Annotated in this window: 26 protein-coding genes and 1 pseudogene; 13 read left to right on the forward strand and 14 right to left on the reverse strand. The window is 68.3% G+C overall.

The genetic code is table 11. The annotated features are described in order from the left end of the window. Positions 1 to 6: 6 nt before the first annotated feature. A complete protein-coding gene (locus F0U47_RS08390; RefSeq protein ID WP_149749842.1) occupies positions 7 to 1,254 on the reverse strand; it encodes an oligosaccharide flippase family protein in 1,248 nt (415 codons plus the stop codon). Positions 1,255 to 1,504: 250 nt separating this feature from the next. Between F0U47_RS08390 and F0U47_RS08395 the strand changes: the two genes are divergently transcribed. Genes F0U47_RS08395 through F0U47_RS08425 form a run of 7 tightly spaced genes read left to right on the forward strand, consistent with a single transcriptional unit; the run spans position 1,505 to position 7,190 of the window. After that, positions 1,505 to 2,449: a hypothetical protein gene (locus F0U47_RS08395; RefSeq protein WP_149749843.1), complete on the forward strand. Its 945-nt coding sequence runs from the start codon at positions 1,505 to 1,507 to the stop codon at positions 2,447 to 2,449. Continuing rightward, positions 2,440 to 3,189 (forward strand): class I SAM-dependent methyltransferase, encoded by a 750-nt coding sequence (locus F0U47_RS08400; RefSeq protein ID WP_149749844.1) that lies wholly within the window; start codon positions 2,440 to 2,442, stop codon positions 3,187 to 3,189. The genes F0U47_RS08395 and F0U47_RS08400 overlap by 10 nt, the downstream gene beginning before the upstream one ends. 40 nt (positions 3,190 to 3,229) lie before the next feature. Next, complete coding sequence (locus tag F0U47_RS08405; protein ID WP_149749845.1) at positions 3,230 to 3,910, forward strand: acyltransferase; 681 nt, start codon at positions 3,230 to 3,232, stop codon at positions 3,908 to 3,910. A 49-nt stretch (positions 3,911 to 3,959) separates the two neighbouring features. Then, a complete protein-coding gene (locus tag F0U47_RS08410) occupies positions 3,960 to 4,217 on the forward strand; it encodes a phosphopantetheine-binding protein (RefSeq protein WP_188111227.1) in 258 nt (85 codons plus the stop codon). After that, entirely contained in the window at positions 4,214 to 4,969 is a 756-nt protein-coding gene (gene fabG, locus F0U47_RS08415; RefSeq protein WP_149749847.1) for a 3-oxoacyl-ACP reductase FabG, read from the forward strand. The genes F0U47_RS08410 and fabG overlap by 4 nt, the downstream gene beginning before the upstream one ends. A gap of 1 nt (position 4,970) precedes the next feature. After that, positions 4,971 to 5,819, forward strand: coding sequence for a class I SAM-dependent methyltransferase (locus tag F0U47_RS08420; protein WP_149749848.1), 849 nt, complete (start codon positions 4,971 to 4,973; stop codon positions 5,817 to 5,819). A gap of 9 nt (positions 5,820 to 5,828) precedes the next feature. Further along, positions 5,829 to 7,190, forward strand: a complete 1,362-nt coding sequence (locus tag F0U47_RS08425; protein WP_149749849.1) for a class I adenylate-forming enzyme family protein — start codon at positions 5,829 to 5,831, stop codon at positions 7,188 to 7,190. Positions 7,191 to 7,285: 95 nt separating this feature from the next. Here F0U47_RS08425 and F0U47_RS08430 read toward each other — a convergent pair whose 3' ends face one another. Continuing rightward, entirely contained in the window at positions 7,286 to 8,182 is an 897-nt protein-coding gene (locus F0U47_RS08430) for a hypothetical protein (protein ID WP_149749850.1), read from the reverse strand. Between the two features lie 666 nt (positions 8,183 to 8,848). Between F0U47_RS08430 and F0U47_RS08435 the strand changes: the two genes are divergently transcribed. Continuing rightward, on the forward strand, positions 8,849 to 9,565 hold the full coding sequence (locus F0U47_RS08435) for a restriction endonuclease (RefSeq protein ID WP_149749851.1): 717 nt from the start codon (positions 8,849 to 8,851) through the stop codon (positions 9,563 to 9,565). Positions 9,566 to 9,674: 109 nt separating this feature from the next. Here the strand turns inward: F0U47_RS08435 and F0U47_RS08440 are convergent, their stop codons facing one another. Continuing rightward, a complete protein-coding gene (locus tag F0U47_RS08440; protein ID WP_149749852.1) occupies positions 9,675 to 9,899 on the reverse strand; it encodes a hypothetical protein in 225 nt (74 codons plus the stop codon). 406 nt (positions 9,900 to 10,305) lie between these two features. Between F0U47_RS08440 and F0U47_RS21065 the strand changes: the two genes are divergently transcribed. Continuing rightward, on the forward strand, positions 10,306 to 10,977 hold the full coding sequence (locus F0U47_RS21065) for a hypothetical protein (protein ID WP_188111228.1): 672 nt from the start codon (positions 10,306 to 10,308) through the stop codon (positions 10,975 to 10,977). A gap of 238 nt (positions 10,978 to 11,215) precedes the next feature. Here F0U47_RS21065 and F0U47_RS08450 read toward each other — a convergent pair whose 3' ends face one another. After that, the gene (locus F0U47_RS08450; protein WP_149749853.1) at positions 11,216 to 12,547 is read right to left on the reverse strand and encodes a HEPN/Toprim-associated domain-containing protein; all 1,332 of its coding nucleotides are present in this window, start codon (positions 12,545 to 12,547) and stop codon (positions 11,216 to 11,218) included. Positions 12,548 to 12,841: 294 nt separating this feature from the next. Between F0U47_RS08450 and F0U47_RS08455 the strand changes: the two genes are divergently transcribed. Then, complete coding sequence (locus F0U47_RS08455) at positions 12,842 to 13,774, forward strand: IS481 family transposase (RefSeq protein ID WP_149749854.1); 933 nt, start codon at positions 12,842 to 12,844, stop codon at positions 13,772 to 13,774. A gap of 17 nt (positions 13,775 to 13,791) precedes the next feature. Here F0U47_RS08455 and F0U47_RS08460 read toward each other — a convergent pair. From F0U47_RS08460 to F0U47_RS08475, 4 genes and pseudogenes are all read right to left on the reverse strand, one after another. Beyond that, positions 13,792 to 14,514, reverse strand: a pseudogene (locus F0U47_RS08460) (leucine zipper domain-containing protein); the annotation flags it as partial. A 129-nt stretch (positions 14,515 to 14,643) separates the two neighbouring features. Beyond that, positions 14,644 to 15,153: a flavin reductase family protein gene (locus tag F0U47_RS08465; RefSeq protein WP_149749855.1), complete on the reverse strand. Its 510-nt coding sequence runs from the start codon at positions 15,151 to 15,153 to the stop codon at positions 14,644 to 14,646. Then, positions 15,143 to 15,904, reverse strand: coding sequence for a pyrimidine reductase family protein (locus tag F0U47_RS08470; RefSeq protein ID WP_223162696.1), 762 nt, complete (start codon positions 15,902 to 15,904; stop codon positions 15,143 to 15,145). Before F0U47_RS08470 ends, F0U47_RS08465 begins: the two co-directional genes overlap by 11 nt. A gap of 155 nt (positions 15,905 to 16,059) precedes the next feature. Then, a complete protein-coding gene (locus F0U47_RS08475) occupies positions 16,060 to 17,274 on the reverse strand; it encodes an IS110 family RNA-guided transposase (protein ID WP_223162697.1) in 1,215 nt (404 codons plus the stop codon). A 327-nt stretch (positions 17,275 to 17,601) separates the two neighbouring features. Here F0U47_RS08475 and F0U47_RS08480 point away from each other — a divergent pair, with 327 nt between their 5' ends. After that, positions 17,602 to 18,216: a maleylpyruvate isomerase N-terminal domain-containing protein gene (locus F0U47_RS08480; RefSeq protein ID WP_149749857.1), complete on the forward strand. Its 615-nt coding sequence runs from the start codon at positions 17,602 to 17,604 to the stop codon at positions 18,214 to 18,216. Between the two features lie 34 nt (positions 18,217 to 18,250). On the opposite strand, the gene F0U47_RS08485 is transcribed toward F0U47_RS08480, so the two are convergent. From F0U47_RS08485 to gmd, 3 genes are read right to left on the reverse strand one after another with little or no spacing between them, the layout of a single operon-like run. Next, entirely contained in the window at positions 18,251 to 19,141 is an 891-nt protein-coding gene (locus tag F0U47_RS08485; RefSeq protein WP_149749858.1) for an FkbM family methyltransferase, read from the reverse strand. Between the two features lie 33 nt (positions 19,142 to 19,174). After that, positions 19,175 to 20,248: a sulfotransferase family protein gene (locus tag F0U47_RS08490; protein ID WP_149749859.1), complete on the reverse strand. Its 1,074-nt coding sequence runs from the start codon at positions 20,246 to 20,248 to the stop codon at positions 19,175 to 19,177. After that, a complete protein-coding gene (gene gmd, locus F0U47_RS08495; RefSeq protein WP_149749860.1) occupies positions 20,245 to 21,225 on the reverse strand; it encodes a GDP-mannose 4,6-dehydratase in 981 nt (326 codons plus the stop codon). Before gmd ends, F0U47_RS08490 begins: the two co-directional genes overlap by 4 nt. Positions 21,226 to 21,293: 68 nt before the next feature. Between gmd and F0U47_RS08500 the strand changes: the two genes are divergently transcribed. Then, positions 21,294 to 22,367, forward strand: coding sequence for a glycosyltransferase family 4 protein (locus tag F0U47_RS08500; RefSeq protein ID WP_188111229.1), 1,074 nt, complete (start codon positions 21,294 to 21,296; stop codon positions 22,365 to 22,367). On the opposite strand, the gene F0U47_RS08505 is transcribed toward F0U47_RS08500, so the two are convergent. Next, on the reverse strand, positions 22,347 to 23,348 hold the full coding sequence (locus F0U47_RS08505) for a GDP-mannose 4,6-dehydratase (protein WP_188111230.1): 1,002 nt from the start codon (positions 23,346 to 23,348) through the stop codon (positions 22,347 to 22,349). The genes F0U47_RS08500 and F0U47_RS08505 overlap by 21 nt on opposite strands. A 152-nt stretch (positions 23,349 to 23,500) precedes the next feature. On the opposite strand from F0U47_RS08505, the gene F0U47_RS08510 reads away from it, so the two are divergent. Beyond that, a complete protein-coding gene (locus F0U47_RS08510) occupies positions 23,501 to 24,484 on the forward strand; it encodes an NAD-dependent epimerase/dehydratase family protein (RefSeq protein ID WP_149749863.1) in 984 nt (327 codons plus the stop codon). Here F0U47_RS08510 and F0U47_RS08515 read toward each other — a convergent pair. Together F0U47_RS08515 and F0U47_RS08520 are read right to left on the reverse strand one after the other, a co-directional pair. Continuing rightward, entirely contained in the window at positions 24,465 to 25,772 is a 1,308-nt protein-coding gene (locus F0U47_RS08515) for an O-antigen ligase family protein (protein WP_149749864.1), read from the reverse strand. The two genes, F0U47_RS08510 and F0U47_RS08515, sit on opposite strands and share 20 nt — an antisense overlap. A 38-nt stretch (positions 25,773 to 25,810) precedes the next feature. Next, a complete protein-coding gene (locus tag F0U47_RS08520; protein WP_149749865.1) occupies positions 25,811 to 26,086 on the reverse strand; it encodes a MoaD/ThiS family protein in 276 nt (91 codons plus the stop codon). Positions 26,087 to 26,163 lie beyond the last annotated feature (77 nt).

Here is a 26,163-nt window from a genome sequence, read left to right on the forward strand (position 1 = left end):
TCGATCTCACGGCGACTCCGCGGCGATCGTGTCGTCGGCGACGTCGATCGAGCGCAGGAAGCGCACGAATGCTATCCACCAGGTCAGGCTGATGCCGGCAGTGCCGACGACCAGCCCCCAGATGGCTCCCTCCGCGTCGGCGATCGCGGCGCCGACGACCAGCGCCACGATGGTCAGCACGGTCCCAACGATCTCGGCCACCATGATCGTCTGGATCTGGCGGCATCCCAGCAGGGCCGCGCGCACGCCTGCCTGCGACGCGAGCGCCAGCACGACGAGGCCGACCGGCAGGCGGAGCGGGTCGATCAGCGGCCAGACCGCGCCGAGGATCGCCCGCCCGACCGGGTCCGGCAGGTAGATCAGCACCAGGAGGTTGAGGAGCGCCGCGCCGGAGGAGAGCGCCATCGCCCTGCGCTGGTGGCGCTTGAGCCCTGCGGCGTCGGGTTGCTGCCGCGCGACGTCGTTCGCCACCGACGTCGAGATCGCCGACTGGATGACCTGGCCGGGTCGCCTCAACAGCATCGACGCGCGTACGGCAGCCACGGCGACCGGGTTGCTGACGAAGGCCACGGCGATCGAGCCCACCAGGGCGCCACCGGTGGCAGAGACGTTGCCGACCAGCGAGCGCCAGGAGAACTCCCAGCGCATCTTGAGCCAGGCGAGCGAGGGCCGCTCCGACGGCCATCCGTACTGGACGAGAAGGAGAAGGGCCGCCAGCGCGCCGGTCCCAGCCCACGCCAGCGTGATGTCGAACAGCCCGGTCCAGTCCTGGACGAGGCACACCGTGAGCGCCACCGCGAACAGGACGAGCCAGAGCGCGTCCAGGGCCACGGCTTTCCTCGGCTGTGCGCGGGCGAAGGCGACGTAGCGGCCGATGCTCTGCAGCAGCAGCAGCGGAGCGGAGACGGCGAGCGCCATGAGGGCGGTGCCGATCGGCGAGCCGAGGGCCATCGCCAGTGCCGCACCGGCGATGCACGGGCCGGCCCCCCACATCGTCACGGCGAGCGCGCTGCCGAGGATCCGCCAGGGATGGGCGTCGGCCTCCTCGGGGTGCGCCACCGCGGGCACGGAGATCAGCGCGTGCAGGACGCCGAGCCCGACCGTGTAGACCATCAGCAACAGGCTGAACCAGCCGAAGTTGGCCGGCGTGAGGCTGTGCGCCGCGGCGATGACCGCAGCCACGTTGGTGATGCTCGACAGCCCCTGGCTGACGCTGGTCAGGCTGACGGTCCCCGATGTCGCGCGCGGGCTCATCCGCGGTGGTTCCGCGGAGACACACCCCGGTCGTCACGGGCCGGCGACGCCGGACCAGATCGTGTCGTCACGCCGCGCATGATTTCAGACCCCACCAGCCGTGGCAATTGCGTCCAGCCGACGGGCGGCCGGCACCGACGGCGGTTTCGTTTGGCGGACGTCGCCCGGATCCCCGAAGGCTCCACTAGATTCTGCACGTAGCAGGGTGTCCGGCACCCGCACCGATCTCAGACCCGAAGGTGGTAGCCAGGTGTCCCTCGAGTTACGCGCTCGCGCGCGCAAGCTCCGCAACCGCTGGGTGAACCTGGAGCTCCAGCGACTCGAGGCCGTACGCCGCCAGCTGCAGCGGGGCGAGGTCGACGTCCTCGCGCTCGGCGACAGCAGCTTCACGACGCCGTCACCCCGCGACACCGACCTCCGGATGATCCCCGAGCTCATCAGCGAGCGCCTCGACGGTGCCCGGGTGGCGACCGTGGCAGGCCCCGGGTTCTCGGGCTTCCTGTTCGGCGAGATGCTCCGCGTACTCGGCACGCTGGACCAGCGCCCGAAGGCAGTGGTGTTCTCCTGCCCCATCCGCACCAACACGATGGTGCACATCCGGCACCACCCGAGGTACAGCTACCCGACGACGCACCAGGCGCTGGCGGCCACCCGCTCGGCCCGGCACCGCATCCGCGCGATCGGCCGGGGCTACGACCCCACACCGGAGGACTACGCCGCGTTCGGGAGGCTTCCCGTCCGCTCCCGCTGGAGCGGCGAGACCACGATCGACGGGTTCCGGAACCAGCTGAAGGGGATGGGCAAGCCGCCCTGGCCCGACGAGACGGAGCGGGTCCTCTTCGACTACTTCCACGGCGAGGTCATCGAGCCGGACGACAAGGACCTGCCCCAGCTCACGGAGTTCGGCACCCGGCTCAACGAGTACGGCGTCCCGGCCGTCGCCTACTGGACGCTGCCGCCGCTCGAGCGCGGTGAGCGCCACTACCCCGGGGAGTTCACGGACCACGTGCGGGCCAACTGGGAGCTGGTCCGGAAGACCCTGACCGCCGAGGCCGAGGGACTGACCGTCGTCGAGTCCGACCTGGTCGACGAGGACTTCGAGGACAGCCAGAACGCCACCGAGCACTACTCCTTCACCGGCCGGTCCAAGATCGCCGACGACGTCACGGCGGTCGTGAGGCAGACATGGCGGTGAACTGCCCGGTCTGCGAAGGCGCGATGGCGCACTTCGACGAGGCGGTGGTCCTCGGCAAGCACGACGCGACGTACCACCGCTGCGGCACGTGTGGCCTGGTCGCGACCCGGGAGACGCCGTGGCTCGAGGAGGCCTACACGAGCGCGATCCACGACGCCGACGCCGGTCTGCTCCGCCGGGCGCGCCGCTACCAGCGGCTCGCCGCGGCGGTGATCCGGTTCGAGGGCCTCAAGGACGGGCGGTTCCTGGACTGGGCCGGCGGCTACGGCGTGTTCACGCAGCTGATGCGCGATCAGGGCTACGACACCTGGCACCACGACGACTTCGCCACCCCGGTGTTCGCCCGGGACTACCAGGACACCGGCGAGGGGCGCTACGACCTGGTGACGGCGTTCGAGGTGATGGAGCACCTCTTCGACCCGCGCAGCGAGCTGAAGTCGGTGGCCGCGCGCACCGACCGGTTGCTGTTCACGACCGAGACGCTGCCGGATCCCCCGCCCCGGGTCGGGGACTGGTGGTACTACATGCCGGCCGTCGGCCAACACATCACCTTCCACACCGTCGACTCCCTGCGCAGGCTCGCCGAGCACCTCGACTACGAGCTCACGAGCAACGGCTCGAACTGGCACCTCTTCCACCGCGGGAGCATCGACGTCCGCACCCGAGCGCTGCTCTCGCCGAAGGTGTCGGGCGCCGCCCGCAGGTCCCGCTCCTCGCTCTACCGTCTCCTCCGTCGGTGATCGGCGTTCCGTGCTGAGCGGGAGGACTAGCATCTCCGGAGTGCGTGCTCACCTGACGACCCTCGTCTTCCTGCTGCCGTCCAGCGGCCTCAAGATCCGCCTCCTGAACCGGCTGGGCCACCGGATCCACCCGACGGCCAGGATCGGCATCTGCTGGGTCGAGCGGGTCGAGCGGTTCGAGGTCGGCGAGGGCTCGATCATCGGCAACTTCAACGCGTTCCGCTTCCTCGCCCGCGTCCGGATGGGCGTCGGGTGCCGGATCGCGATGTTCAACTGGATCCTCGGCGGCTCGGGCCTCGAGCCCGGGCTGCCCGAGGACGAGCGCGGCGTACGCCGCACCCTGCAGATGGGCGACCACGCCCACATCATCAGCTTCCACTTCCTCGACTGCGGCGGCGGGCTGCTGATGGCCGACGAGAGCTGGCTGACCGGCATCCGGAGCACGGTGCTGAGCCACGCGTTCGACCCGCACGAGGGCGGCATGATCCTGGAGCCGGTCGAGCTGAAGCAGGGGGCGGTCGTGTCGACCTCCTGCACGATGCTGCCGGGCACCGTGATCGGCGAGGGCGCCCTGCTGGCGGCAGGTTCGACGCTTTGGACCCGCCAGGAGCTCGCAGGTGGCAGCCTGTACGGCGGCGTGCCGGCCAGGCGCCTGTCGGCGATCGACATCTCCGACTGGGTCTACAACCGGCACCGCTACGGCGGGCAGAAGACCCTCTGATAGTTTTCGCGCCCATTCTTCGATGGAGGCCCACACAAAGATGAACGACGTGCAGAGCACGATTGTGACCGTGATCGAGCAGCTCCTCGAACGGAGCAACAAGAGCGACATCCAGGTCTCCCTGGACTCCCCGATCCACGGCGACGGCCTCGGCCTCGACTCGCTCGAGACCGCTGAGCTCTCCGCGATCCTCGAGGACGAGTTCGGCACGGACCCGTTCGGCGCCGGCCTGATGCCGGAGACCGTCGCCGAGATCGCGGACTACTACATCGAGGGCGACGGGTCCAACGCGTCCGTCCCGGCATGACGACGTCTATCGGCTCCGGGTCGCCGCGCACCGTCATCGTCACGGGCGGCAGCCGGGGTCTCGGCGCCGGCATCGTCCAGTCGTTCCTCGACTCCGGCGACCGGGTGGCGACCTGCTCGCGCTCCGAGACCCAGGCCGTCAAGGAGTGGGAGACGAACCCCGACTACGCCGGGCGCTTCCTGTTCCGCGCCGCCGACATCGCCGACCGCGAGCAGTCGACGCAGTTCGTCCAGGCGGTCATCGACGAGTGGGGCGCGATCGACGTGCTCGTCAACAACGCAGGTGTCGCGCGTGACGGCATCCTCGCGCTGTTCACCGACGAGGACTCCGACACGGTGATCGACCTCAACCTGAAGGCGACCATCCACCTCACCCGGCAGGTCGTGCGCAACATGCTCGCGCACCGCTCGGGCCGGATCGTCAACATCTCCTCGATCGTGGGCCTGACCGGCTACCGCGGCCTCACCGTCTACGGCGCCACCAAGGCCGCCCTCGACGGCTTCACCCGCGCGCTCGCACGTGAGCTCGGGTCGCGGAAGATCACCGTCAACAGCGTCGCGCCCGGCTACTTGAAGACCGAGATGAGCCACGGCCTCGACGAGGCGCAGCTCGACCAGATCGTGCGTCGTACTCCTGCCGGCCGCCTCGGCGACCCGGACGACATCGCCCGTGCGATCCAGTTCCTCGTCGACGAGCGCAACGACTGGCTCACCGGCCAGGTGCTGGTCGTCGACGGCGGCCTGACCTGCTGAGGTGACCGAAGTGACCGACGAGTCCTACGAGCCGGCCGACCACTACGACCGGGTCACCCACGCCTGGGGCCTGCTCCTCGGCGCCGAGCTCCACTACGGCGTCTTCGCGACGCCGGACGAGGAGCTGGACCGCGCCACTCACCGGCTGACCGAGCGGATGGAGGAGGGCGCGCGGTTCGAGAAGGGCCTGCGGGTGCTCGACGTGGGGTGCGGCACGGGTGCGCAGGCACGCCACCTGGCGACGACCCACGGCGTCGACGTCGTCGGCATCACGACGAGCCCGGTCGGTGTCGCGACCGCCCGGGAGCTGACCGAGGCCGCCGGGCTCAGCGACCAGGTCTCCTTCGAGCAGCGCGACGCGACGGCCAACGAGTTTCCCGACGACAGCTTCGACCGGGTGTGGATCCTCGAGTCCTCCCACCTGATGCGCGACCGGGAGGCGCTGGTGTCCGAGGCCACCCGCGTCCTGAGGCCGGGCGGCCGGCTGGTGTGGTGCGACATCGTGCGGCACCGGGTGATCCCGTTCCTGGAGGTGCGCGACCGGCGCGACGAGTTCGCCACGCTGCGCGAGGCCTTCGGGGACGCGCGGATGGAGCCGCTCGCCGACTACGTGCGGTGGTTCGAGGAGGCCGGGCTCACCGTCGAGCAGGCCGACGACCTCACGGAGGCGACGCTGCCGACGTTCCAGGCGTGGCGCGACAACGCGGCTCGACACCGCGACGCGGTGGTCGAGGCGCTGGGCGAGCGCGGGCACGAGGCCTTCGTCCGCAGCGCCGACATCCTCGAGTCGCTGTGGCGGGACGGCACGTTCGGCTACGGCCTCATCGCCGCTGCCAAGCCTGCTCCGTAGGGGCCTCCCGTGATCGAGCTGCTCCGCCGCGCCGCTGAGCGCGACTCCGCGAGCGTCGCGATGATCGCCGAGAACGGCACCTGGACCTACGCCGCCCTCGCCGACGAAGCCGAGACGCTGGCGCACGGCCTGCAGGACGCCGGGCTCGAGCGGTTCGCGATCGTGTCGAACGACATCCCGCTGGTGGTGGCGCTGCTCGCGGCCTCGTCACTGGTCGGCGCGGAGGCGTGCGTCTACGCGCCGGACATCTCCCCCGCGGAGCTGGACCGGCAGGCCGCGGCGTTCGCGCACGACGTGGTGGTCTCGGACCGCACCGACCTCGGTGACCCGTCGGTGGCCGTCGTCCGGCCGGCCGACCTGCGCAAGGCCGGCCCGGCCCTCGACGTACTCCCCGAGCGGCGGCCGCTCCTCGTCCTCACCACCGGAAGCACGGGCACGCCGAAGGGCGTGCGCCACGAGTGGTCGCGCCAGCTCGCGCGGATGGAGAGCGCGCGGGACGGCTCGGGCCAGGTCTGGCTGCTCGCCTACGGCCCGCAGCAGTTTGCGGGGCTGCAGGTGCTGATCCACGTCCTCGGCACCGGTGCGACCCTAGTCGCGCCGTCGGTACGCCGCCCGCAGGCCGTGCTCGACCTCATCCACGAGCACCGGGTCGACCACATCAGCGCCACGCCGACGTTCTGGCGGTTCCTGCTCGCCGAGTTCCGCGCCGACGACCGGCCGGTGCCGGAGCTGAGGCAGATCACCCTCGGCGGCGAGGCCGCGCCCGGCTCGCTCCTCGAAGAGCTCCGCGCGACCTTCCCCGCCGCGCGGGTCTCCCACATCTACGCCGGGTCCGAGTTCGGGTCCACCGGGTCCGTGCGCGACGGCGTCGACGGCCTGCCGGCCAGCCTGCTCGAGGAGAGCGACGACGCCGAGGTCAGCCTGAAGATCGTCGACGGCGAGCTCTGGGTGCGCTCGACCGCCGGCATGCTCGGCTACCACGGCGAGGACGACCGCCCGGCCGGCGAGTGGTGGCCCACCGGCGACCTGGTGGAGGTCGTCGGCGACCGGATCGCCTTCCGCGGCCGCAAGACCGACGTCATCAACGTCGGCGGCGTCAAGGTCCACCCCCTCCCCGTCGAGGAGCGGGTCGCCGCCGTACCCGGCGTCCGGATCGCCCGCGTCTACGGCCGCGCCAACCCCCTCGTCGGCGCCGTCGTCGCCGTCGACGTGGTGACGGACGAGGGCGTCGACGAGCGCGAGCTCAAGTCAGCCGTCCGCACCGCCTGCGCCGACCTCCCCCGCCCCTGGCAGCCCCGCAGCATCCAGGTCGTCCAGGAACTGGAGATGAAGGAGAACAAGGTCATCCGCGGCGGCGTGGCAGAGGGCTGAACCTCCCCTCACCGTGTCACACCGCCCACTAAGACGTGACCGCGAATATGGTTTGGCGATCCCTTCAAGTGCGCCGTTGTTCGTCGTCGGATCGATCAACTACTAGCGGGCTCAGGACTTGCAGGCGAACGCATCAGATTGGCGAGTGCAACTAGCCCCGTCATCGAGTCGTCATTCCCATGACCATTCGTTCCGACGGTCAGATGCGCCTGCAGGACCAATTGTCCCATTGTCATCATGAATCGCTGCTTCTCCGTAGGGTCTTGAATCTGGTTGCTGTAGGCGATCATCGTTCCCATTGCCGTTGAAAGGTCGTTGGCGCGTTGCCGCGCAATGTCTCTTGATCGGGCCCGAGCAAGCAGGACTCCGGCGACAGTCGCCAGCGCCGCTGTCGAGCCCGCGTGTGCCGCTAAAAGAGCGGGTCCCGAGTACGCGGGACCTTCTCCAAGATAGTGCAGGCCAAGCGGCGTCAACGCTACGACAGCGGCCATCGCCAAAACGACAAGGCCCCAAGTCCAAGCAGATTTCGACTCCTTTTCATTTCTCGCAGCATCCTCCTTGAACAACGACGCGGTGGCATCGGACACGACTGCTGCAACGAGTAGGCCGGCCTGTCGGGCTGCTGTTTCGAGATCAGAACGCTCCCGCTCGATTACCGCGACGCCCTCTTCTGCGTCCGCTCGAAATCGATCACGCTGATTGCGAGCTTCCGAGGTCAGCGACTCGAGTTCGCTAAGTCGCTCCTGCGCCTTGGAGGCGAGCGACTCCCACTGGCTGTCGATGATGGGGTAATGCGTGGTGAAGGACATCATCCGCACGGCCTGCGCGAAGTGGCCCTGGGACATCAGGTTCCATCCCTGTCCAACAGGATCGATTCCGCTCCAGAAGGGACCTAGGTCAGCGAGCAACTCGAGCGCGTCGTCTAGAAGGTCCGGCCTTGCAGAGAGGTTCCCGACTAAGTTGTTGAAGTAGTGGGTTGCGGCCCACGGCATTCCAAGAGTCGAAGCTTTTCGAGCATAGGGCAGCCCTACTTCAATCCCAGCTGCTCCGCGCTGCATCGCTAACCAACACGTCAGAGCTATGGCCCAAGGACGACCGGCGTCCGCGTGGGGACGCAGGTGCTCAATCGCAGGCTCCTGGTTGCCGTTCTGCCACTGTTGGAACACGTTCTGCGCGACGGAAACTTCATCATCCGCGGGAACCGGTAGGCGGGACTGAGGCATAGCGGCCAACTTACGCGATGCCAGCTCTCGCTAAGCCCGGATCCACCGATGAGGGGGTGAGCGCGCCGTGTAGTGAACGCCCTTTCGGGCCGGGAGAATCGGAGTTCGTCAGGCGACGATCCGACCGTGAGGCGAAGAGCATCTCGTAGGTGCGACCCTCTCTCACTCGTGGCCGGGACCTCGACCGGCTTCGATGAGCCCGAACTCGGGTTGTCGGCGGGCCTTGTTGGTGCTGCGTTTGCCGACCGGCCGGGCTGCGCGGCCTGGCTGATGAGCACCTCGCGGTGCCGACCGACGAGGTCGCGAATGCCGGCCTGAAGGACGTCTCTTTGGACAACCTGGCTGGACATCACAGCTAGTCGGTGCAGTCCCGTTTGAGGTCTGACTCGTCCTCCTTGACCCAGGGCGCGGACGCAGCAGTGGTTCAATCGGCGCGTGAAGAGCGAACCACCATGGAAGCAATACCAGGAAGAAGCCGCTGCCTTCTTCCGCGGCATCGGTTTGGAAGCGGAGACCAATGTTGCGGTCGAGGGTGCTCGCGGCAAGCACAACGTGGACGTCGCCGTACGTGGCGGCCGGGCTGGACTCCGGCAGCTTTGGATCGTTGAATGCAAGCGTCTCGGGCGGGATGGTGTTAGCAAGGACAAGGTCATGACGCTCGCTCAAATCGTTCAAGACGTGGGCGCAGATCGAGGTATCTTGGTTTGTGAGAACGGATTCCAAGCGGGGGCCATACGAGCCGCCACTCGATCGAATGTTACTCTGACAAGCCTGTCGGACCTCAGAGAGAATGCAGCGAATGAGCGCGATCAGATTGAAGCGCGGGCGATACTGAACAAGTTGGTCATGCTGCAGGATGAACTTGGAAGACACGCCGTTGTCGAACGGAGTCCCGGAACGGCAAGGATTACGTATCCGGCAGGCGTCCCAGTTGAAGACATCCTGCCGATGCACGCTCGCCTTGGAATGGCACAGTCTGGACTATTGCGCGCGCTCGCCGGCGTCTACCCCGTGCTCGTCGACATTGATCCACGAACGGACGTGCCGACGCGAGCCGATAGCCTGTCGGCCGCAGTAGCGCTGGCAGGCTCTGTCGTCGACTATGCGGACACGCGTTTAGCGACCTGGCGTGCGCTCCCCGATAAAGCGTAAGTCAGCAAATCGTCTCCTCCCGCCACGCGGCGGCGTGACAGGTCGGTGATGCGTCCGCTACGTGCGTCATAGCGCCGCCAGTGCCCGGGTCCCTCACCATCAGGTCCGGTTACAGGATTGCGCCGCGCGGTGCTAGTTCGATGGTGGCAACGCCGCGCGCGAATATTACGAGTAGCCGATCACCGTGATGGCAACGAAGGACACCGGAGTCGGAAGCCAGCGTTGAGACGACGTGTTCGATCAGCTCGTCTTCATTGGTCGCATCCCGGTCCTGATACGTGACGTCGGTGTGGTCACCGCTCGTGAACCGCACACGGAGCACGACGTCTGCCATGGGACGCACGGTAGTCGCGGCGGTGCTCACTTGCCACGCCATGCCACCGATCAGCGACCGCTGTACCGCCAGGATTGCTCGCCCGGTCGAGCTGCGGATGGTGCCCTCTGGCAGTCGCGGCACATGCACTTGCGGTGCGCGACGGAAGGAGGACGCGCGAAATGGCTGCACCGGGTCCTGCGCAAGGCCAGCCGTGGACTCGGATCGCAGGTCGTCGATCTCGCGCCCGACGCTGGCCTGCTACTCCTCCGGTAAGGCCCAATCCCGCGAGGAAGTCTCTAATACCAGTGCGACCTCCTCCCAATCCCGTCATCGGCAGAGATCACGTTTCCGCTGCGCGTTCTTCATGAGTACCGAGGGTTGATCGAGCGGGAGCGTCGGCGCATGCTCGCCGTAGGAGGTTGCGATGAAGCCCTCAAACCTTCCCGACGGCATCCCGGTTCTGTCACGTGGCCGGCATCGAACGCCACGACGCGGCGCGTGCTTCATGGAGCTCGCCTCGGTGCTCGCCGGTGAGCGGTGGAGCGATCACCCCTCCTGTACTCATCCCCTACTCGCGTATCTGGCAAGGCAGGTGAACGACCACACCAGCGACGAGGGACGCCAGAAACTGGCTCCACTGATCCCCTCGGTCGTGGACCGGCGCGGGAACGACCGGACCTGGCTCGCGGTCGCGGTTGCGGTAGCAGCGCAGGTCGTCCTCGATGTCCCCGAGGGGACCCAGCGCGCGCTGGCCGCTGGTCTTCTGCAAGCTGAGCGCTTGTGTGCGGATGCCGGGCCCGATCTGGCCGCCACCCGACGGGAGGCTCAGCTCGCACTCGGGATGGTTCCTGGCGCGGCCGCCTGGGCCGATCGACTTGGGGTGCGAAGCCGGATCGACGCAAACACCTTTGCCAAGCGCTGCGCGCCGGCGATGGTCCGATGCGCCGTGGACGGCGTCATCGCGAGCGGCAGCCCCGACTGTGACCGACGGCTGGGGGCGCTGCTCGAGTCCGGCATCGCTGCTTGTCCCGCGCCAGACACGGAGACTGCCGCACCCGAGCTCACCGGTGCGCGCCTGCCATCCCTAACAGGGTGACAGCCGCGCGCCTTCGCCATGCACACTCGTCCTCGGTCGTGCAGCGAGTAGGGATCGCGAGGCGGATTGTGCTACTCGCGATGAGTGCGTCTTATCGCCGCCTGTCGGACGCACGGAACCGATGAGCGAGTGTTGCTCCTACGCCCGTACCTCAGCATCGCTGTCCTCTGAAGTTGCTCGGGCAGCGTCGCCTTGAACGAAAACTTTGCAGAGTTCGCGTGTCGTGGTGTGCCGGCGTTTAGTCCTCTCGAGCACGCCCCCAGAGCAGGGGCGAATACTGAGAGGCCATTGAAGGAATCGCCTCCGCTGCGCCTTGGACGAGCATGCCTACGAGGCGGTGACAGCCCTCAGCAACCAGAGGGTCGAGATCATCGAGTTCCGACACGGACAAGGCACGGTCGATCCGACCGTTGACCTCACTCTTGTTCTCGATGGCTCCCTGGTACGCCTGAACGCTGGGGTTGTAGCCACCCCACCTGACTGGGAGCAGGTCGGTACCGGACGTGGTGGCGAGCACCCCTGTCCCGAACATGAACTCGGTCGTGACCGCCTGTCCGTTGACGTTGGCTAGTTGTGCGCCGTTCGGCCCAATCGTGGGATAGGAGTTTCCGTACTCGATGTCTGGTAGGCGCACGACGGTAATGTGTGATGGCAGAGCACTGCGTCGCAGTTGCTGCTCAGCCGCGAGACCCGCCGCATCGTTATCTAGCACGGCGATCACACGATTCATTACGCCGGCCGCTGCCATCCCACGAGTTAGGCTGACGACTCTGTCAACGCCACCCGGAGCGGAGTTGCCCTCGAAGTCGAGGAATGAGAAGGCGCCGGCCAGTTCGGGTGCGGCCAGTTCGAGAGCTCTGGTCAACCATCTAGCATCCGTGCGTCCCTCGGTCACAACGATAACGGGGCCGCTGGATCTGATCTCGTGGGAGTACCGCTGCCTAGCTGTGCGATGCGGGAGTTCGTCAGCTTCGAAGTAGCCCCCGAAGAGCAGGTCCGTCATGTCGAGAACGAGCTCAGTTGAACCCCTCGCGCGTCGCAACTTCAGCGCGAGCATGAACCTGGGATCGTCGAAGGCCTCGATCAGGTCTTCCCACTGGCTTTCAAGGAACCGATCCTCGGAGTGGAACGAGCCGCCCAGTCGACGGCCCCTGAGCGAGTCCGCCTCCCAGGCAAGCATCGCGTCCAGTAGCTGCTCGCTGGAACGAAACTTCTCCACAAGCGGCACCCACGTCTCAGGGAGGTAGCGATCGGGCTGGTCGCGTTCGCCGTCGAGATACGTCACCGCGCTCTGCCTTACACGGTCGGAACCGAACCCCTGCAGCGCAAGGCGGGACCGAATCGCATGCACCGTGGACCGGTAGAAGAACGCTGGTGTCGAACTGTCGTCGATGACGTCGGCGCCGGACAGTTCCTCGCCCTCTGAATCGCCGACTTCCTCCCGCCCGATCAAGTCGCGATTGACACGCAGGTCCTCGTCGTAGAACACGACCATGATCTGATCAGGGACAAAGCGCTTGCCCCACATCAGCGTGCGGCGTCCAACCTTCAGATCCCAAGTGGCACTCACGTCACAGATCGTAGGTAGCCGCGGTCGGCGCCAAGTGCATTGCCGTTGCCGAATACTCGTCCGACCGCGATACAGGGACTGCGTCCACCTACGGAGTGCGGTTCGAGCATGGCGGCCACGCGCGCTGACACACCGTCGAATGTCCGGATCTGCCGCGCTGAGGGTGGCTACCTTCGCCCGGTTCTGCCGCGGTCCGCGCGGAAGACAGCGCGTCTTACCGCCGCTTTAGGTGCGCTAGCTCTAAAACTGACAGAGGTTGTTGACAGTCCAGGGTCCTGAAACTAGGAGACCCTCGTGACTGAACGAGAACTCGAGCGCCGTGCCAAGCACAAGCTGGCGGTGCTTAAACATGTCGAGGAGGTCAGCGGGAACGTCTCCGCGACCTGCCGGTACTACGGAATCACGCGCACCTGCTACTACCGCTGGCTCAAGCGGTACGAGGAGGAAGGCTTCGAGGGTCTCAAGGACCGCTCCAGCGCTCCGCACAACTCGCCCACGGCCACCAGCGCCGGTGTCGTTGAGAAGATCCTTTGGCTGCGCCAGCAGTACCACTTCGGACCCGGCAAGATCTCGATGTATCTCGAGCGCTACCACCAGGTGAAGATCAGCCCATCGGGCGTGTGGCGGCTCCTGTACAAGGCCGGCGTCAACCGGCTGCCGGCCTCGCAGCGCTACAAGCGACGCGAGACCCGCTGGAAGCGCTACGAGAAGCAACGCCCAGGCCACCAGCTCCAGGTCGACGTGAAGTTCATCGAGCCATTGGGCCAGAAGGGCCGCAAGAAGCGCTACTACCAGTACACAGCGATCGACGACTGCACTCGCCTGCGGGTGCTGCGGGCCTACCCCCGTAACGACCAGAAGACCGCGATCGCCTTCGTTGATCACGTGCTGTCGAAACTTCCCTTCAAGGTCGACCAGGTCCAGACCGACAACGGTCAAGAGTTCGGGTCAGTTTTCCACTGGCATCTCATCGACAAGGGCATCGGCCACGTCCGAATCAAGCCGCGAACGCCTCGACTCGACGGCAAGGTAGAGCGCAGCCACCGCATCGACTCCGAGGAGTTCTACCGACTCCTCGAAGGCGAGGTCATCGACGACGCCCGGCTCTTCGAGGTGCGACTCCAAGAGTGGGAGGACTACTACAACTACGATCGCCCCCACGGAGCACTCGGCGGGCAGACCCCTTACGAACGACTCCGACAGAAGGCCGCCGACCCACTGTCATAGGCCTCTGTCAGTCACACATCGGCGAAGAGCCGGGAGCGGTAGCAGGAGCCATTGTCGGTGAGCACTCGTTTCACGACGATGCCGGCTGCCTCGAAGTAGGCGTGCGCGCGCTGCCAGAACGCGGCTGCGGTCTCTTGACGCTCGTCGCCGAGGAGCTCGCTGTAGCCGAGCCGGGTGTGGTCGTCGACGGCGTTGTGGATGTACCAGTAGCCCTGACCGTTGCTGCCTCTGTGCCGGCGTCCGGCCTGCTTCCCGACGACACGCCAGCCGCCGCCGTCGGGGATCCGGCCAAGCTTCTTGATGTCGACGTGGACCAGGTCGCCGGGTGCGTCGTGAACGTAGGAGTTGGCCTTCTTTCGTGACCACTTGATGCGCACTCCGGTGGCTGGGTCGGTCCAGGCCAGCGGTGGGCAGCCGTACCGGTACAGGATCTTGTGCACGGTCGATACCGCCATCTTGAGTCGATACGCGATCCGGGCTGGTCCCCATCGACGTGAGACCCGCAGGCCCACCACGCGCCGCTCGACCCGCGACGGGGTGCGGCGCGGTGAAGTCTTCGGGCGGGAGGACCGGTCGACCATGCCGTCCCGGCCAAGGGCGCGGTAGCGGTCGGCCCAGCGCCTGGCGGTGGTGACCGAGCAGTTCCACCGCTCTGCGGCACGCCGCAGTGTCCAGCCCTTGTCCACCACGAGCTGGGCAAGACGCAGTCGACCAGCAGGAGTCAGTTGAGCGTTAGCGTGACACGAAGACCTCCGGTTGTGAGATGCGAATGCTTGGTCGCTTCACACCTCACCCGGAGGTCTTCGTCATCGTCCAGCAGGCACGCCGTGCCTAACGTCCGTGGTCAGCACAGCTAGCGCTGAGACCCGTTACGGGTGGATCGCTCGTTCGTCGCTGCTGTGACCCGGGTCAAGGTGGGCGGCACTCGAGAGCCGCAGGGGCACGAAGCTTCCGTTGGCGGCGGCCGAGCTCACCCGGGTGGTGAGGCATACATGGTCGCTGCCGTCGTCGAGCGCGGCGATGCGTTCGAGCGACATCCGGTTGGGACATGCCTCGAGGAGCGGAACTCCGTGCGGGTCGAGATCGAAGTCGAGGCCGGCGAACTTGTCCGTATCCTCTCCTGAGAGGGTGCCGAACCGCTCCGCGATCGCGAAGTCATCGGCGGTCAGGAAGTGCACCGCGAAGTGTGCTGCTCGCAAACCCACGCGGTAGGTGTGGTTGGCCTTCGACAACCACACGCAGTAGTGCTGAGGCGTGATGCTCGACTGCGCGTGAAAGCCGACCAGGCATCCCGCCCGTTCGTTCTCGGCTGCGGTGGTGAGCACGATCAGCGACGAGTCGGCAGAGGCCATCAACGTGCCGAAGGCGTCATCGGTCATGGTGGTTGCCTCTCCGCCGCTCGTAGCGGAGAAAGAGAGTGTTGTCCTCCGCCATCGCGCCCTTCAGATCGAACTCTGCCAGACCCGAGCCGGGTGGGGTCACGGAAACCGGTAGCGGGTCGCCGCCCATGAGCGGCGAGATCGAGAGGCACAGCTCGTCGAGCCGATCCGCCGCGACCAGTTCACCGAGCCACGTGGGGCCGCCCTCGCAGAGGACTACCCGTCGGCCGAGCTCAGCCAGGGCCCTCATCGCTTCCGCGGGCTCGACGCGCTCGTCCCCGGCCACGACGACGGTTGCGAACTTTTCTGCCTCGGCCTTCCGCTTCGGATCCGCCGCCGCGCAGGTAATCAGGTGGGTACGCGCGTCCACGGGCGCGTCCCTGAACACCGTGGCGCTCCAGTCGAAAGCGAGCGACCGGCTGACGACGGCCAGAGGCGGAGTGGGCGCCAATCCCTGTAGCCGGCGCCATTCCTGGGCCCCCTCGGCAAGCCGGACAGGCCCGTACCCCTCGCGGCGAACCGTCTCAGCACCCACCAGCACGATGTCCGCGACCTGCCGCATTCTGCGGAACAACGCCTGGTCGGGACTCGTGGACAAGGCACCGACTCGACCGCCCACCGAAGCCGTGCCATCGAGCCCAGCGACCATGTGCCCGGTCACCCAGCACTCGTGCATAGGGCGAGACCGGTCGACGTCCAGGTAAGGGGCGAGCGCATCAGGCACCTCTTCGCCGCGCTTGAGTCGATGCACGCCCTCACCCTAAGCCGCGCCGTGTGGCCGATGACGTTCGATGCACCGTAGATCTGCGGCCGCGCAAACGACCAGGGGAGAAGCCTGCTTGCATCACGCCACGAAATTGGGACGGGCCCGGACGAGAGCTGCGTCATTCCGGCACCCCTCTGTTGTCAACCGGTGCGCAGCAGCACATCTTGGGTCTCGTTCTTCCGGCGTGAGGTCGTGGCGCCGTAGCGTCGCGGTTGCGGGTCCGGGAGTGGCTGATCCGAAGTGTCGATGTGCGGGGGCAGGTCGACCGCGCTGGATTCTTGAGTCGCCCCGCAGTGCCCTCCCGGGCTCGCCTGCAGTTCCTCGCCAGGAGCCGATGCCGCTGCCGGGTCGGCATCCGAGAGCAACTGGCGGTAGACCGCGTCTGAGATCCGTCGTTTCAGGCAGCGCATTGCCTCGAGGTGGGTCTTCCCGGCGGCGCGCTTGCGTCGGTAGTACGCGCGGCCCTCGGTGTCGAGCCTGATCTGACTCGTCGCTGCCATGTGCAGCATGTGGTTGATCTTGCGGTTACCGGCTCGCGACAACCGGTGCCGGACCTGCTCACCCGACGACGCATCCAGTGGCGCGGTGCCGGTCCAGGAGGCGAACCTGTTGCGATCAGCGAACCGGGTGACGTCCCCAACGTCGGCAAGGATCCGTGCGGCACCGATGGGTCCGATGCCGGGCAGGTCCATCAGGTGCGACCCGGTCGCGAGGACCATCGCCTTCAGCTCCTTGTTGATGGCCTTGATCCGGGCATCGACAACCACCAGGTCCTCGACCTGCTCCAGCGCCATCCGTTTGCGGGTCTTGTTGGCCAAGTCGCGAGGCCGACGCGAAGAGAGAATCACCTTGGCCTGCGGGGCTGTGAGGTTCGGCTTGGCCTGGCCGGGGAGCAGCTCCGACAACAGCCGCTGCAACCGATTCACGACCTGCACTCGATGGCTGATGAGCTCAGCGCGCCGCTCGGACAACATCCGCAGGGCCTCGAGCTCTTCGTTGTAGCCCAGCACTCGCAGATTCTTGGTGCGCACCGCCACCGCAGCCACGGCGTGAGCGTCGTGGGCGTCGGTCTTGCGGTTGTGGCCGGTGTCGAAGAGCCGCACCCGAGCCGACAGCTTCGGTGGGACATCGACGACGTTCTCGCCATCCGCGAGCAGCCGCTGTGCCAGGGGCCGGCCCGCGCCACCGCTGCCTTCGACCGCCCAGACTCGGTCCGGCCACCTCGCGACCTGCTTGCGCATCTGCGCGTACCCGGCCTTGTTCGTGTCGAACCGGCCCGTGGCTAGCACTCTTTCCTGGGAGTCGACGACCTCGATCGTCGCCGACAGCTTGTGGGGATCGACCCCGATAAACACCCTCGCCATCTTCAGTCCGCCTCATCTCGCGACATCAATTGGGACGCGAGGCGGGCACTGCTACTGAGAGCCGGGCAGTCCCCTCTTGAGCCACACCTCGACACGGTGGACGACGGGGACGCAGACCGAAAACGAGCCACACCCAAGACGGGTGGGCAGCCGCAAAGAGAGCACCCCGCCGAACACCTGGACCGAGTCTGGCCAGACGCCGGCCCTACGGGAATCGTCTAGTAGGCACCAGTGGGCGCCATGGCTCGGCGTTCGGTGCTACGTGGATCAGGCGGCTCCATCAGCGGCCCGCGGTGGACATTGTCTAGCCTCCGGTACATGGATCTCTCCTGGGACAACTCCTGCCGCGCGTTCGCCGAGGCCGCGGACTGGTTCGTCAGCACAGCCGCCCTGGTCGACGACCGGTGGACCCAGCCGGGCCTGGGCGAGTGGGACATCCGCAGCCTGGTCGGCCACACGAGCCGTGCACTTCTGACGGTGGAGACCTACCTGACTCGTCCCGCCGAGTCCGTCGAGGTCGAGTCGGCGGTCGAGTACTACCAGGCCACGAAGGCCATCGCCGGCAGCCCGGACGTCGCCGCACGAGGACGCGAAGCCGGCGACGCGCTGGGTCCGGACCCGGCTGCCGCGGTGGCGGATATCGCCGCTCGCGTGCTTCCGCTGGTCACCGCCCGGGATGGCAGCGAGGTGATCACCACGATCGTGGGCGGGATGCGACTCCGGGACTACCTGCCGACCCGCACGTTCGAGCTCGTCGTCCACACCGCAGACCTGGCGACGGCGCTCGGTGTGTCGCCCGAAGCGCCGGCGACCCCTGCGACGCAAGCACTCGAGCTGGCTGCTCGGCTCGCCGTTGCCGAGGGCCTCGCCGCGCCGCTCCTGCTCGCCGCCACCGGCAGGCAGGGGCTTCCGGCTGGCTTCTCCGTGTTGTGACCGTCCCGTCCGCGCGTATCTGCCGCGACTGGCCTCAGAGACGCTGGGAGGCGGGGACCAGCTGCTCGACGGCAGCGAGGCCGGCGGCGTCGTCCTGGTGGACGACGGCGACGTCCCAGTAGGTCTGGGCGCGGATCCCGGCTTTCTCCTCGAGCGGGGCGGTGCGGGCGCCGATGTCGTCGACGGTCGTGCGGCCGAGGGGCTGTCCGCCGTTGTCCCAGACCGCGACGTCGCGGTAGCCCAGCTCCTTCAGCCGGGGCCAGACGGCGAGCGGGTCGTTGCCGGCGACGCGGGACAGGCGGTGGTCGTACTCGAAGAACAGCACCGGGTGGGCGCTCCCCCAGGCCTCGGCGATGGCGGGCACCAGGGCGACGTCGTAGCCGTCGGTGTCCGACTTCACCAGCCGCAGGTCGGCGAACGACGGGTGGCGGGTGCGCAGCTCGTCCGGGGTGACGGTGGGTAGGGCGTCGCCGACGTCGCCCTCCGCGAACCGCGTCGTGCCTCCGGTGCGTACGGCGGTCGTCGCCTCCGTGGTCGGGTCCGGGGTCAGCAGCGCCTCGACCACGGCGACGCGCGGGTCGGCGTCGACGTTGAGGTGGAGGTACTCGAGGAAGTAGGGGTCGGCCTCGACGCAGAGGATCTGGGCGTCGGTCGCGTCGAGGATCTGCAGCGCGGAGTCACCGACGTTCGCGCCGACGTCGAGCACCGTGACCGGCGACGACTCCTTCGCCAGCGCGGAGGCGAGCTGCACGAGGTTCTGGCCGTACGGGCCGTCGCCCGCGTAGTCGGGCAGCCGGTGCGGCCACGGGAGGACCATCTTCACTCCCTGGACCTCGCGGACCACCTTGCGGTTCGGGAACCGGTCCCGCACCCACCACCCGATGTGGTGGCGGACATGGGACGGCAGGTCACGAAGTCTCGGCACGGGCTGCAATTTAACGGCGCTCCCCCACGTCACTCAGACCGACCAGCCGGCGAACGCCTGGCCGGTCATCTCGCGCAGCTCCGCCGCCTCGGGGGCGAGGACCGCGCGCAACCGGGCCAGCGTCTCCTCGGTCGGCTGCGGACGCTCGACCGGCTTGGTCAGCCGGGCCGTGAAGAAGTACTGCATCCGGGTGAGCTGCTCCTTCGGGAGCTTGTGGGCCAGGCGGACGAGCGCCGGTCGCCGGAAGACCCGGTACCAGCCGGGGAGCGCGCCCTTGTCGCCGTACGCGTTGCGCGGCCGCAGCGCCTCGTCGTCGAGGTCGATCCGCTCGAGGCCGAGGAAGTCGAAGACCCGCGCGACGACGACCGCCGGGTGCTCCGCGAGCTCGGCGAGGTCGACGACCAGGATCTGCGACGGGTCGAACCGGCGGTGGAACTCCCGGAGCTGGGTCGCGTAGCGACTGGGGGCGACCAGCACGTTGTGCACGGCATCCGCGTCCCGCAGCTCCTCGTCGATGCTGGCGCCGATCACGCCCCAGGTCACCTCCTCGACGTACTCCGCGATCGCGCGCTCCACCGGGTCGCGGACCAGGTAGACGAGACGGGCGTCGGGCGTGAGGTCGGCCATCCGGTCGACGACGCCGGGGTACAGCGGGAACTTGGTGTACTGCGGCGTGGACTCACCGCGGTAGCGGGTGCCGGCCGGGAAGTAGCTCTGGTAGCGGCCGACCCAGGACAGGCAGTCGGGGTCGGTGAAGTACCGGACCTCCTTGTCGTGCGACATCGAGATCTCGGGGTGGAGGTCCAGGTAGTTGTGGAGGCTGGTCGACCCGGCCTTCGCCGCGCCGATCACCACCAGGTTGGGCAGCCGTTCGGGATCGGGTGTCACGGGCGTCGCGTCCCCCCGGCGACGTCGGGACCGCTCCGGGACGCTGAGCGCACAGCCCGGGCAGACGTCGAGGTCGTGGCCGTCGTCGGCGAGCAGCCAGCCGAGCTTCTGCATCTCCACCGTCGTGCTCGCCGAGAGCACCGGCGGCACGCACAGGTCGCACTGCATCGAGACCAGCTCGTCGCGGCCCTCCCGTGCGAACCGGGCGAGAACGGTCATGAACGCTCGAGGAGTCGCGACATCTGCTCGAGGTCGGCGTCGACCATCAGCCGCGCCAGGCCCGCGGCCTCGGTCTCCGGCTTCCAGCCGAGCACCTCGCGGGCCTTGCTCGCGTCGCCGATCAGGGCGTCGACCTCGGTAGGCCGCTCGTAGGCCTCGTTGTAGCGGACGTGGTCCTGCCAGTTCAGCCCGGCGTGCGCGAAGGAGTACTCGAGGAACTCGCGCACCGTGGTGCCGACGCCGGTCGCGAGGACGTAGTCCTGCGGCTCGTCGTGCTGCAGCATCCGCCACATGCCCTCGACGTACTCCTTGGCGTAGCCCCAGTCGCGCACCGCGTCGAGGTTGCCGAGCGTCAGGTGGTCCGTGACGCCGAGCTTGATCGCCGCCACGCCCAGCGTGATCTTGCGCGTCACGAAGCTCTCGCCGCGCCGCGGCGACTCGTGGTTGAACAGGATCCCCGAGACGGCGAAGAGGTCGTAGGCCTCGCGGTAGTTGATCGTCACCCAGTGCGCGTAGAGCTTGGCGGCGCCGTACGGCGAGCGCGGGTAGAACGCGGTGTTCTCGTTCTGCGGTGGCGGGGTGGCGCCGAACATCTCCGACGTCGACGCCTGGTAGAAGCGGCAGTCGATCTTGGCGGCGCGGATCGCCTCCAACAGCCGCAGGGTGCCGGTGGCGTCGGTCGAGGCGGTGTACTCCGGCATCTCGAACGAGACCTTCACGTGGCTCTGCGCGCCGAGGTTGTAGACCTCGTGGGGCGTGATCTCCCGGATCAGGTTGACGAGGCTGACACCGTCGGTGAGGTCGCCGTAGTGCAGGTGGAGGCTCGACTCGTTGTGCAGGTGGTCGATCCGGCTGCGGTTGAGGGTGGACGCCCGCCGCACCAGCCCGTGCACCTCGTAGCCCTTGCCCAGCAGCAGCTCCGCGAGGTACGAGCCGTCCTGACCGGTGATCCCGGTGATGAATGCGCGCTTCGTCACGCGGGTCACCGTATATGGCGGATAGGGTGCACGCGCTCCGAGTCCGCAAGAACGGGAAGGATCTCTCGATGCACCTGGTCGTGGACGCGGTCGTCGTCCGTGCCGGCAGCTCCGCGATCGTCATCGAGCACCTGCTCCGCGGTTGGACCGAGGCGGCGCCGGACGACCGGGTGACCGTGCTGGTCGACGAGGCGGGACCCGTGTTCGCCGTACCGGAGGGCTATCCGGTGGTCACCGTCCGGCCCCCGGTCGGCGGTCCGGCGGGGGCGGCCTGGCTCCGCTCCTTCGGTGTACGACGCGCCGCCCGCGCCCTGCATCCCGACGCCGTGCTCGCTGCGGTGCCGGCCACCGGTCTGGTCGGGTATGGCTGCCCCCGGGGCCTGATCCTCTACGACCTGCGCCACGAGCTGCGGCCGCACCAGTTCTCGTGGCGGACCCGCCTCTCCCGCCGGCTCTCGTGGGGCTGGACGATGAGCCGCGCCGACGGGATCTACACGATCTCCGAGCGCACGCTGGACGACCTCCGCGACCGCCACCCCCGCCTCGCCCGCAACGGCGTCGCCGCACAGCTCGGCGCCGACCATGTGGATGGCTGGCCGGCCGTCGACACGAGCCAGGAGGCGCCGTACGCACTGGCGTTCGGGCACTTCGCCAACAAGAACGCCGACTCCGTGATCGAGGGTTGGGCGCGGTTCTGCACGACCGACGACCGCTGGCGACTGCGGCTGGTCGGGATGGGCTCTGCCGACCTCGCCGCGGCGAGCGACCGGGTGGCGGCGCTCGGCGTCGCCGACCGGGTGGAGCTGATGCCGTGGCTGGACGACGCTGCGTTCCAGGACGTCTTCGCCGGCGCCGGCCTCGTGATCTTCCCGTCGGACTTCGAGGGCTTCGGGCTGCCGGCCATCGAGGCGATGCGCCTGGGCATCCCTGTGGTCGTCTCCGACGACCCCGCACTGGCCGAGGTGACCGGTGGGCACGCCGCGGTGGCGCGGACCACGACGCCCGTGGACCTCGCCGCGGCGATCACCGAGGCGCTCGCCTACCCGCCGGCCCACCTCGAGGCCGCCCGGCGGTTCACCGACGGGTTCGCGTGGCGGCGTACGGCCGACGTCGTGCGGGCGTCACTGCTCGAGGCGCGCTGACCCGTCGAGGTAGCGGAGGTCGTGCTCCACGCCGGTGCGGATCCGCTCCTGGTCGACGGCGACCATGTGCCGCACGAGGTCCTCGAACGACGTGGTCGCTCGCCAGCCGAGCGCGGCCGCGGCCGGTTCGGGGTCGGCGACGAGCACGGCCGTGTCGGCCGGTCTCACGAGCTCGGGATCGGTGACGACGTACGCCGACGGATCGTCGATGCCGGCCGCGGCGAACGCGACCTCGAGCAGGTCGGCCAGCCGGTGCACGGTGCCGGTGCCGATCGCGAGGTCCTGCGGCTCGTCGAGCCCGACCATCCGGGCGATCGCGTCGACGTAGTCGCCGGCGAAGCCCCAGTCGCGGCTGACGTCCAGGTTGCCGAGCCGCAGCTCTGTGCGGGCTCCGGCCGCGATCTCGGCGGCACCGCGGGTGATCTTGCCGGTGACGAACGTCTCGGTTCGCAGCGGGCTCTCGTGGTTGTAGAGGCGTGCCGAGCAGGCGTGGAGGCCCCGGCGGTCCCGCGCCTGCCGGACGACCTCCTCGGCGGCCGCCTTGGCCTCGGCGTAGGGGCTGTGGGCTGCGGAGCCGGTGACCTCGGCCGAGGATGCCTGGAAGAACCGCGCCTCGTGACCGGTCCGGTCGCGCAGCTCGAGGAGCGCGAACACCAACGTCTCGACGGCCCGGTGGTTGACCGCGAACGTCAGGTCCGGCTCGGCCCAGCTCCGCGCGACCGAGCTGACCGCCGCGAGGTTGTAGACCTCGTCGGGCCGGACCGCGTCGACCAGCCCGCGGACGTCGTCCGCCTCGCAGATGTCGAGGGTGACCACCTCGACCTCGGCCAGGTAGGCGGCGCACAGGTCGGGCGGGACGGCACCCGGCGGAGCGACGCCGACCACCCGCGCGCCGCGGCGGCGGAGGAGGCGGGAGAGGTAGACCCCGTCCTGACCGGTGACACCCGTGATGAGGACGGTCGGCCCCGGCTCGTCGTGCACGGGCGTCAGCCTAGGGCCCGGCTCGGGCACACATTATCTGCGACACCGTGTTCACGATGTGGGTTTTTGCTACATCTCGAGGGGCCAGGTGGAAGAGTTGGGCCCATTGTCCCCGTGTTTCCCGGGGACCTGGATCTGTAGGAGATGCATACATGTCAGTTCGACCAGTCGACGTAGTCGTCGCCGGTGGTGGCGGCTTCATCGGCGGCCACCTGGTGGCCGACCTGCTCGCGCAGGGGAAGACGGTGCGCTCGGTGGACGTCAAGCCGAGCGACGAGTGGTACCAGGTGCACCCCGACGCCGAGAACGTCCAGCTCGACCTGTCGCTGCGCGAGAACGCGTTCGCTGCGTCCGAGGGCGCCGGCGAGGTCTACATGCTGGCGGCCGACATGGGCGGCATGGGGTTCATCGAGAACAACAAGGCCCTCTGCATGCTCTCCGTCCTGACCAGCACCCACATGCTGCAGGCCGCGCAGGAGCAGGGCGTCGAGCGGTTCTTCTACTCCTCGTCAGCATGCGTCTACGCCGCCGGCAAGCAGACCGACACCGCCGTCACCGCGCTCCGCGAGGAGGACGCCTACCCGGCCATGCCCGAGGACGGCTACGGCTGGGAGAAGCTCTTCACCGAGCGGATGTGCCGCCACTTCCGTGAGGACTTCGGCCTCGAGACCCGGGTCGCCCGCTACCACAACGTCTACGGCCCGGAGGGCACGTGGTCCGGTGGCCGCGAGAAGGCACCGGCCGCGGTCTGCCGCAAGATCGCGACCGCTGCGCTCACCGGCGACCACAGCATCGAGATCTGGGGCGACGGCGAGCAGACCCGCAGCTTCATGTACATCGACGACTGCGTCCGCGGCTCCCAGATGATCCTCGCCTCCGACCACCTCGAGCCGATCAACCTCGGCAGCTCCGAGCTGGTCTCGATCAACCAGCTCGTCGACATCGTCGAGCGCATCGCCGGCATCAGGTGCGAGCGCAACTACAAGCTCGACGCCCCGCAGGGCGTCCGCGGCCGCAACTCCGACAACACGGTGATCAAGGAGGCCTTCGGCTGGGAGCCCTCGATCAGCCTGGCCGACGGCCTGGCGAAGACCTACGCCTGGGTCTACGACCAGGTCAAGCGCGACCTGGGCTGACCGGCTCCTGCGGCGTGTGCGCCGGTTCGACCTCGGGGTCGGCCGGCGCATCGTGCATTTCATGGCGCACCAGCAGCAGCCCGGCCAGCGCTGCCGGCACCCACACCGTCCGGTCCCACAGGCCCGGGAACGTCGGCGCGACGCCGATGAAGGCCCAGATGAGATAGCTCAGCCTGCGCATCGGGTGCAGGGAGAACAGCGGTCGGGCGAGGGTGAACAGCACGACCAGGTAGCCGAGCAGCCCGAAGATCCCGATGGCGACCGCCGCCTCGAGGAAGACGTTGTGGATCAGCTCGATCTCACGGAAGCCCGTCCCCAGGATCGGCGACTGCCAGAAGCGTTCGAGACCATCCGCCAGCGCGTCCTCCCGGATCCGGTCCGAGCCGGTGGCGGTCCCTCCGCCCCGCAACCGGCCGATCGCCGACTCCTCCCCGCTCACGTCGACCAGGAAGGGGATGCTCAGGACTCCGCAGGCTCCCACGGCGGCCAGGCCCACCCCCATCAGAGCGGAGCGCTCGACCAGCGGGATCAGCAGGATCAGCGCGCCGAGCACCACGATCGCCGCCCGACTGCCGCTCATGCTGATGGACACCACGCCGAGCGCGGCGAACCCCAGCAGGACCACGCGGGGGGCGACGTTCTCGTACTGCCGGAGCAGGAACAGGACGGCGGCGATCGTGGCGAGGCCGGCCAGGCCGAACGCGTTGGGGTGATGGGTGAAGCCGTCGTACCTGTCGGCGAAGGCCGCGCCCTCCACCACCGCCTTGGCTGTGCTGATCGTGTGCCCCACCAGGTAGGCCCACAGGAGCAGGCAGACGGTCGACACCCGCGGGCGCCACCACGCGAAGAACAGCGGCAGCACGCCGATGAAGAAGAGCCACTGGATGGCGTAGAACGCGTTGGTGAACAGGTCGCCCGTGACCATGACGGCCACCAGGCTGGTGATCGCGACGAGGAGGAGGCCGACCAGGTAGGTGGTGGGCACCTGCAGCCGGTGCTGGATGACGGTGGGCAGGAGGTGGATGATCCCGGCGATGACGAACACGTCCGTGGGCGGGATCCCGCCCGTGAGGTTCTCGAAGCCGCGGTACATCGGTGCGAAGGCGAACGCGGCCATCATGCAGGCGATGCCGGTCGTACGAGCGCCGAAGGTGACCACGAAGGCGAGGTAGAGGGCGGCCACGACGGCCGCCCCGGCGTAGGCGAGGCCCTGGGTGGCGACCGCGGAGAGGCCCGCGACGAGGACGGCGGCACCGATCGTCAGCAGGACGCCACGATTCGGTCTCACCTGGTTCCTCCCGCCGGACGCGTCGCCCGGAGTCTAGATCAGCCTCCGGCGAACGGCGGCAGGAACTCGACCGTCGCTCCAGGGGGTACGTCGACAGAGCCCGGGTCCTGGGTCGCCACGGGCTGGTCGCCGACGAGGACCGAGCACACCCCGAGCACGTCCTCGAGCCGCGACCCGGCGTGGCGTCGTACGACCTCGGCGCGGAGCTCGGCCAGGGTGATCGGGCCCGCGACGTCGACCGTGTCCTCCGCCACACCGGCTGCAGACCGCGCAGCGGCCCAGTAGCGCACCCGGATGACCTGCGTCTCACTCACCGTCGCTTCCCTTCCCCGTGACCCGTTGGTTTCTGTATCGTCCCCGAAAGGAAAACCGGCCGAGGCCCAGTGTTGCG

Origin of the sequence: Nocardioides antri (genome assembly GCF_008373765.1) — a bacterium.
Taxonomy (GTDB): Bacteria; Actinomycetota; Actinomycetes; order Propionibacteriales; family Nocardioidaceae; genus Nocardioides; species Nocardioides antri.

Coding starts and splice junctions, on each gene's coding strand:
- F0U47_RS08390 (WP_149749842.1), bottom strand. CDS start 1,254: ATGAGCCCGCGCGCGACATCGGGGACCGTCAGCCTGACCAGCGTCAGC.
- F0U47_RS08490 (WP_149749859.1), bottom strand. CDS start 20,248: ATGACCGTTCTCGCCCGGTTCGCACGGGAGGGCCGCGACGAGCTGGTC.
- F0U47_RS08500 (WP_188111229.1), top strand. CDS start 21,294: ATGCACCTGGTCGTGGACGCGGTCGTCGTCCGTGCCGGCAGCTCCGCG.
- F0U47_RS08465 (WP_149749855.1), bottom strand. CDS start 15,153: ATGACCGATGACGCCTTCGGCACGTTGATGGCCTCTGCCGACTCGTCG.
- fabG (WP_149749847.1), top strand. CDS start 4,214: ATGACGACGTCTATCGGCTCCGGGTCGCCGCGCACCGTCATCGTCACG.
- F0U47_RS08400 (WP_149749844.1), top strand. CDS start 2,440: ATGGCGGTGAACTGCCCGGTCTGCGAAGGCGCGATGGCGCACTTCGAC.
- F0U47_RS08480 (WP_149749857.1), top strand. CDS start 17,602: ATGGATCTCTCCTGGGACAACTCCTGCCGCGCGTTCGCCGAGGCCGCG.
- F0U47_RS21065 (WP_188111228.1), top strand. CDS start 10,306: ATGAAGCCCTCAAACCTTCCCGACGGCATCCCGGTTCTGTCACGTGGC.
- F0U47_RS08430 (WP_149749850.1), bottom strand. CDS start 8,182: ATGCCGTGGGCCGCAACCCACTACTTCAACAACTTAGTCGGGAACCTC.
- F0U47_RS08510 (WP_149749863.1), top strand. CDS start 23,501: ATGTCAGTTCGACCAGTCGACGTAGTCGTCGCCGGTGGTGGCGGCTTC.
- F0U47_RS08440 (WP_149749852.1), bottom strand. CDS start 9,899: ATGGCAGACGTCGTGCTCCGTGTGCGGTTCACGAGCGGTGACCACACC.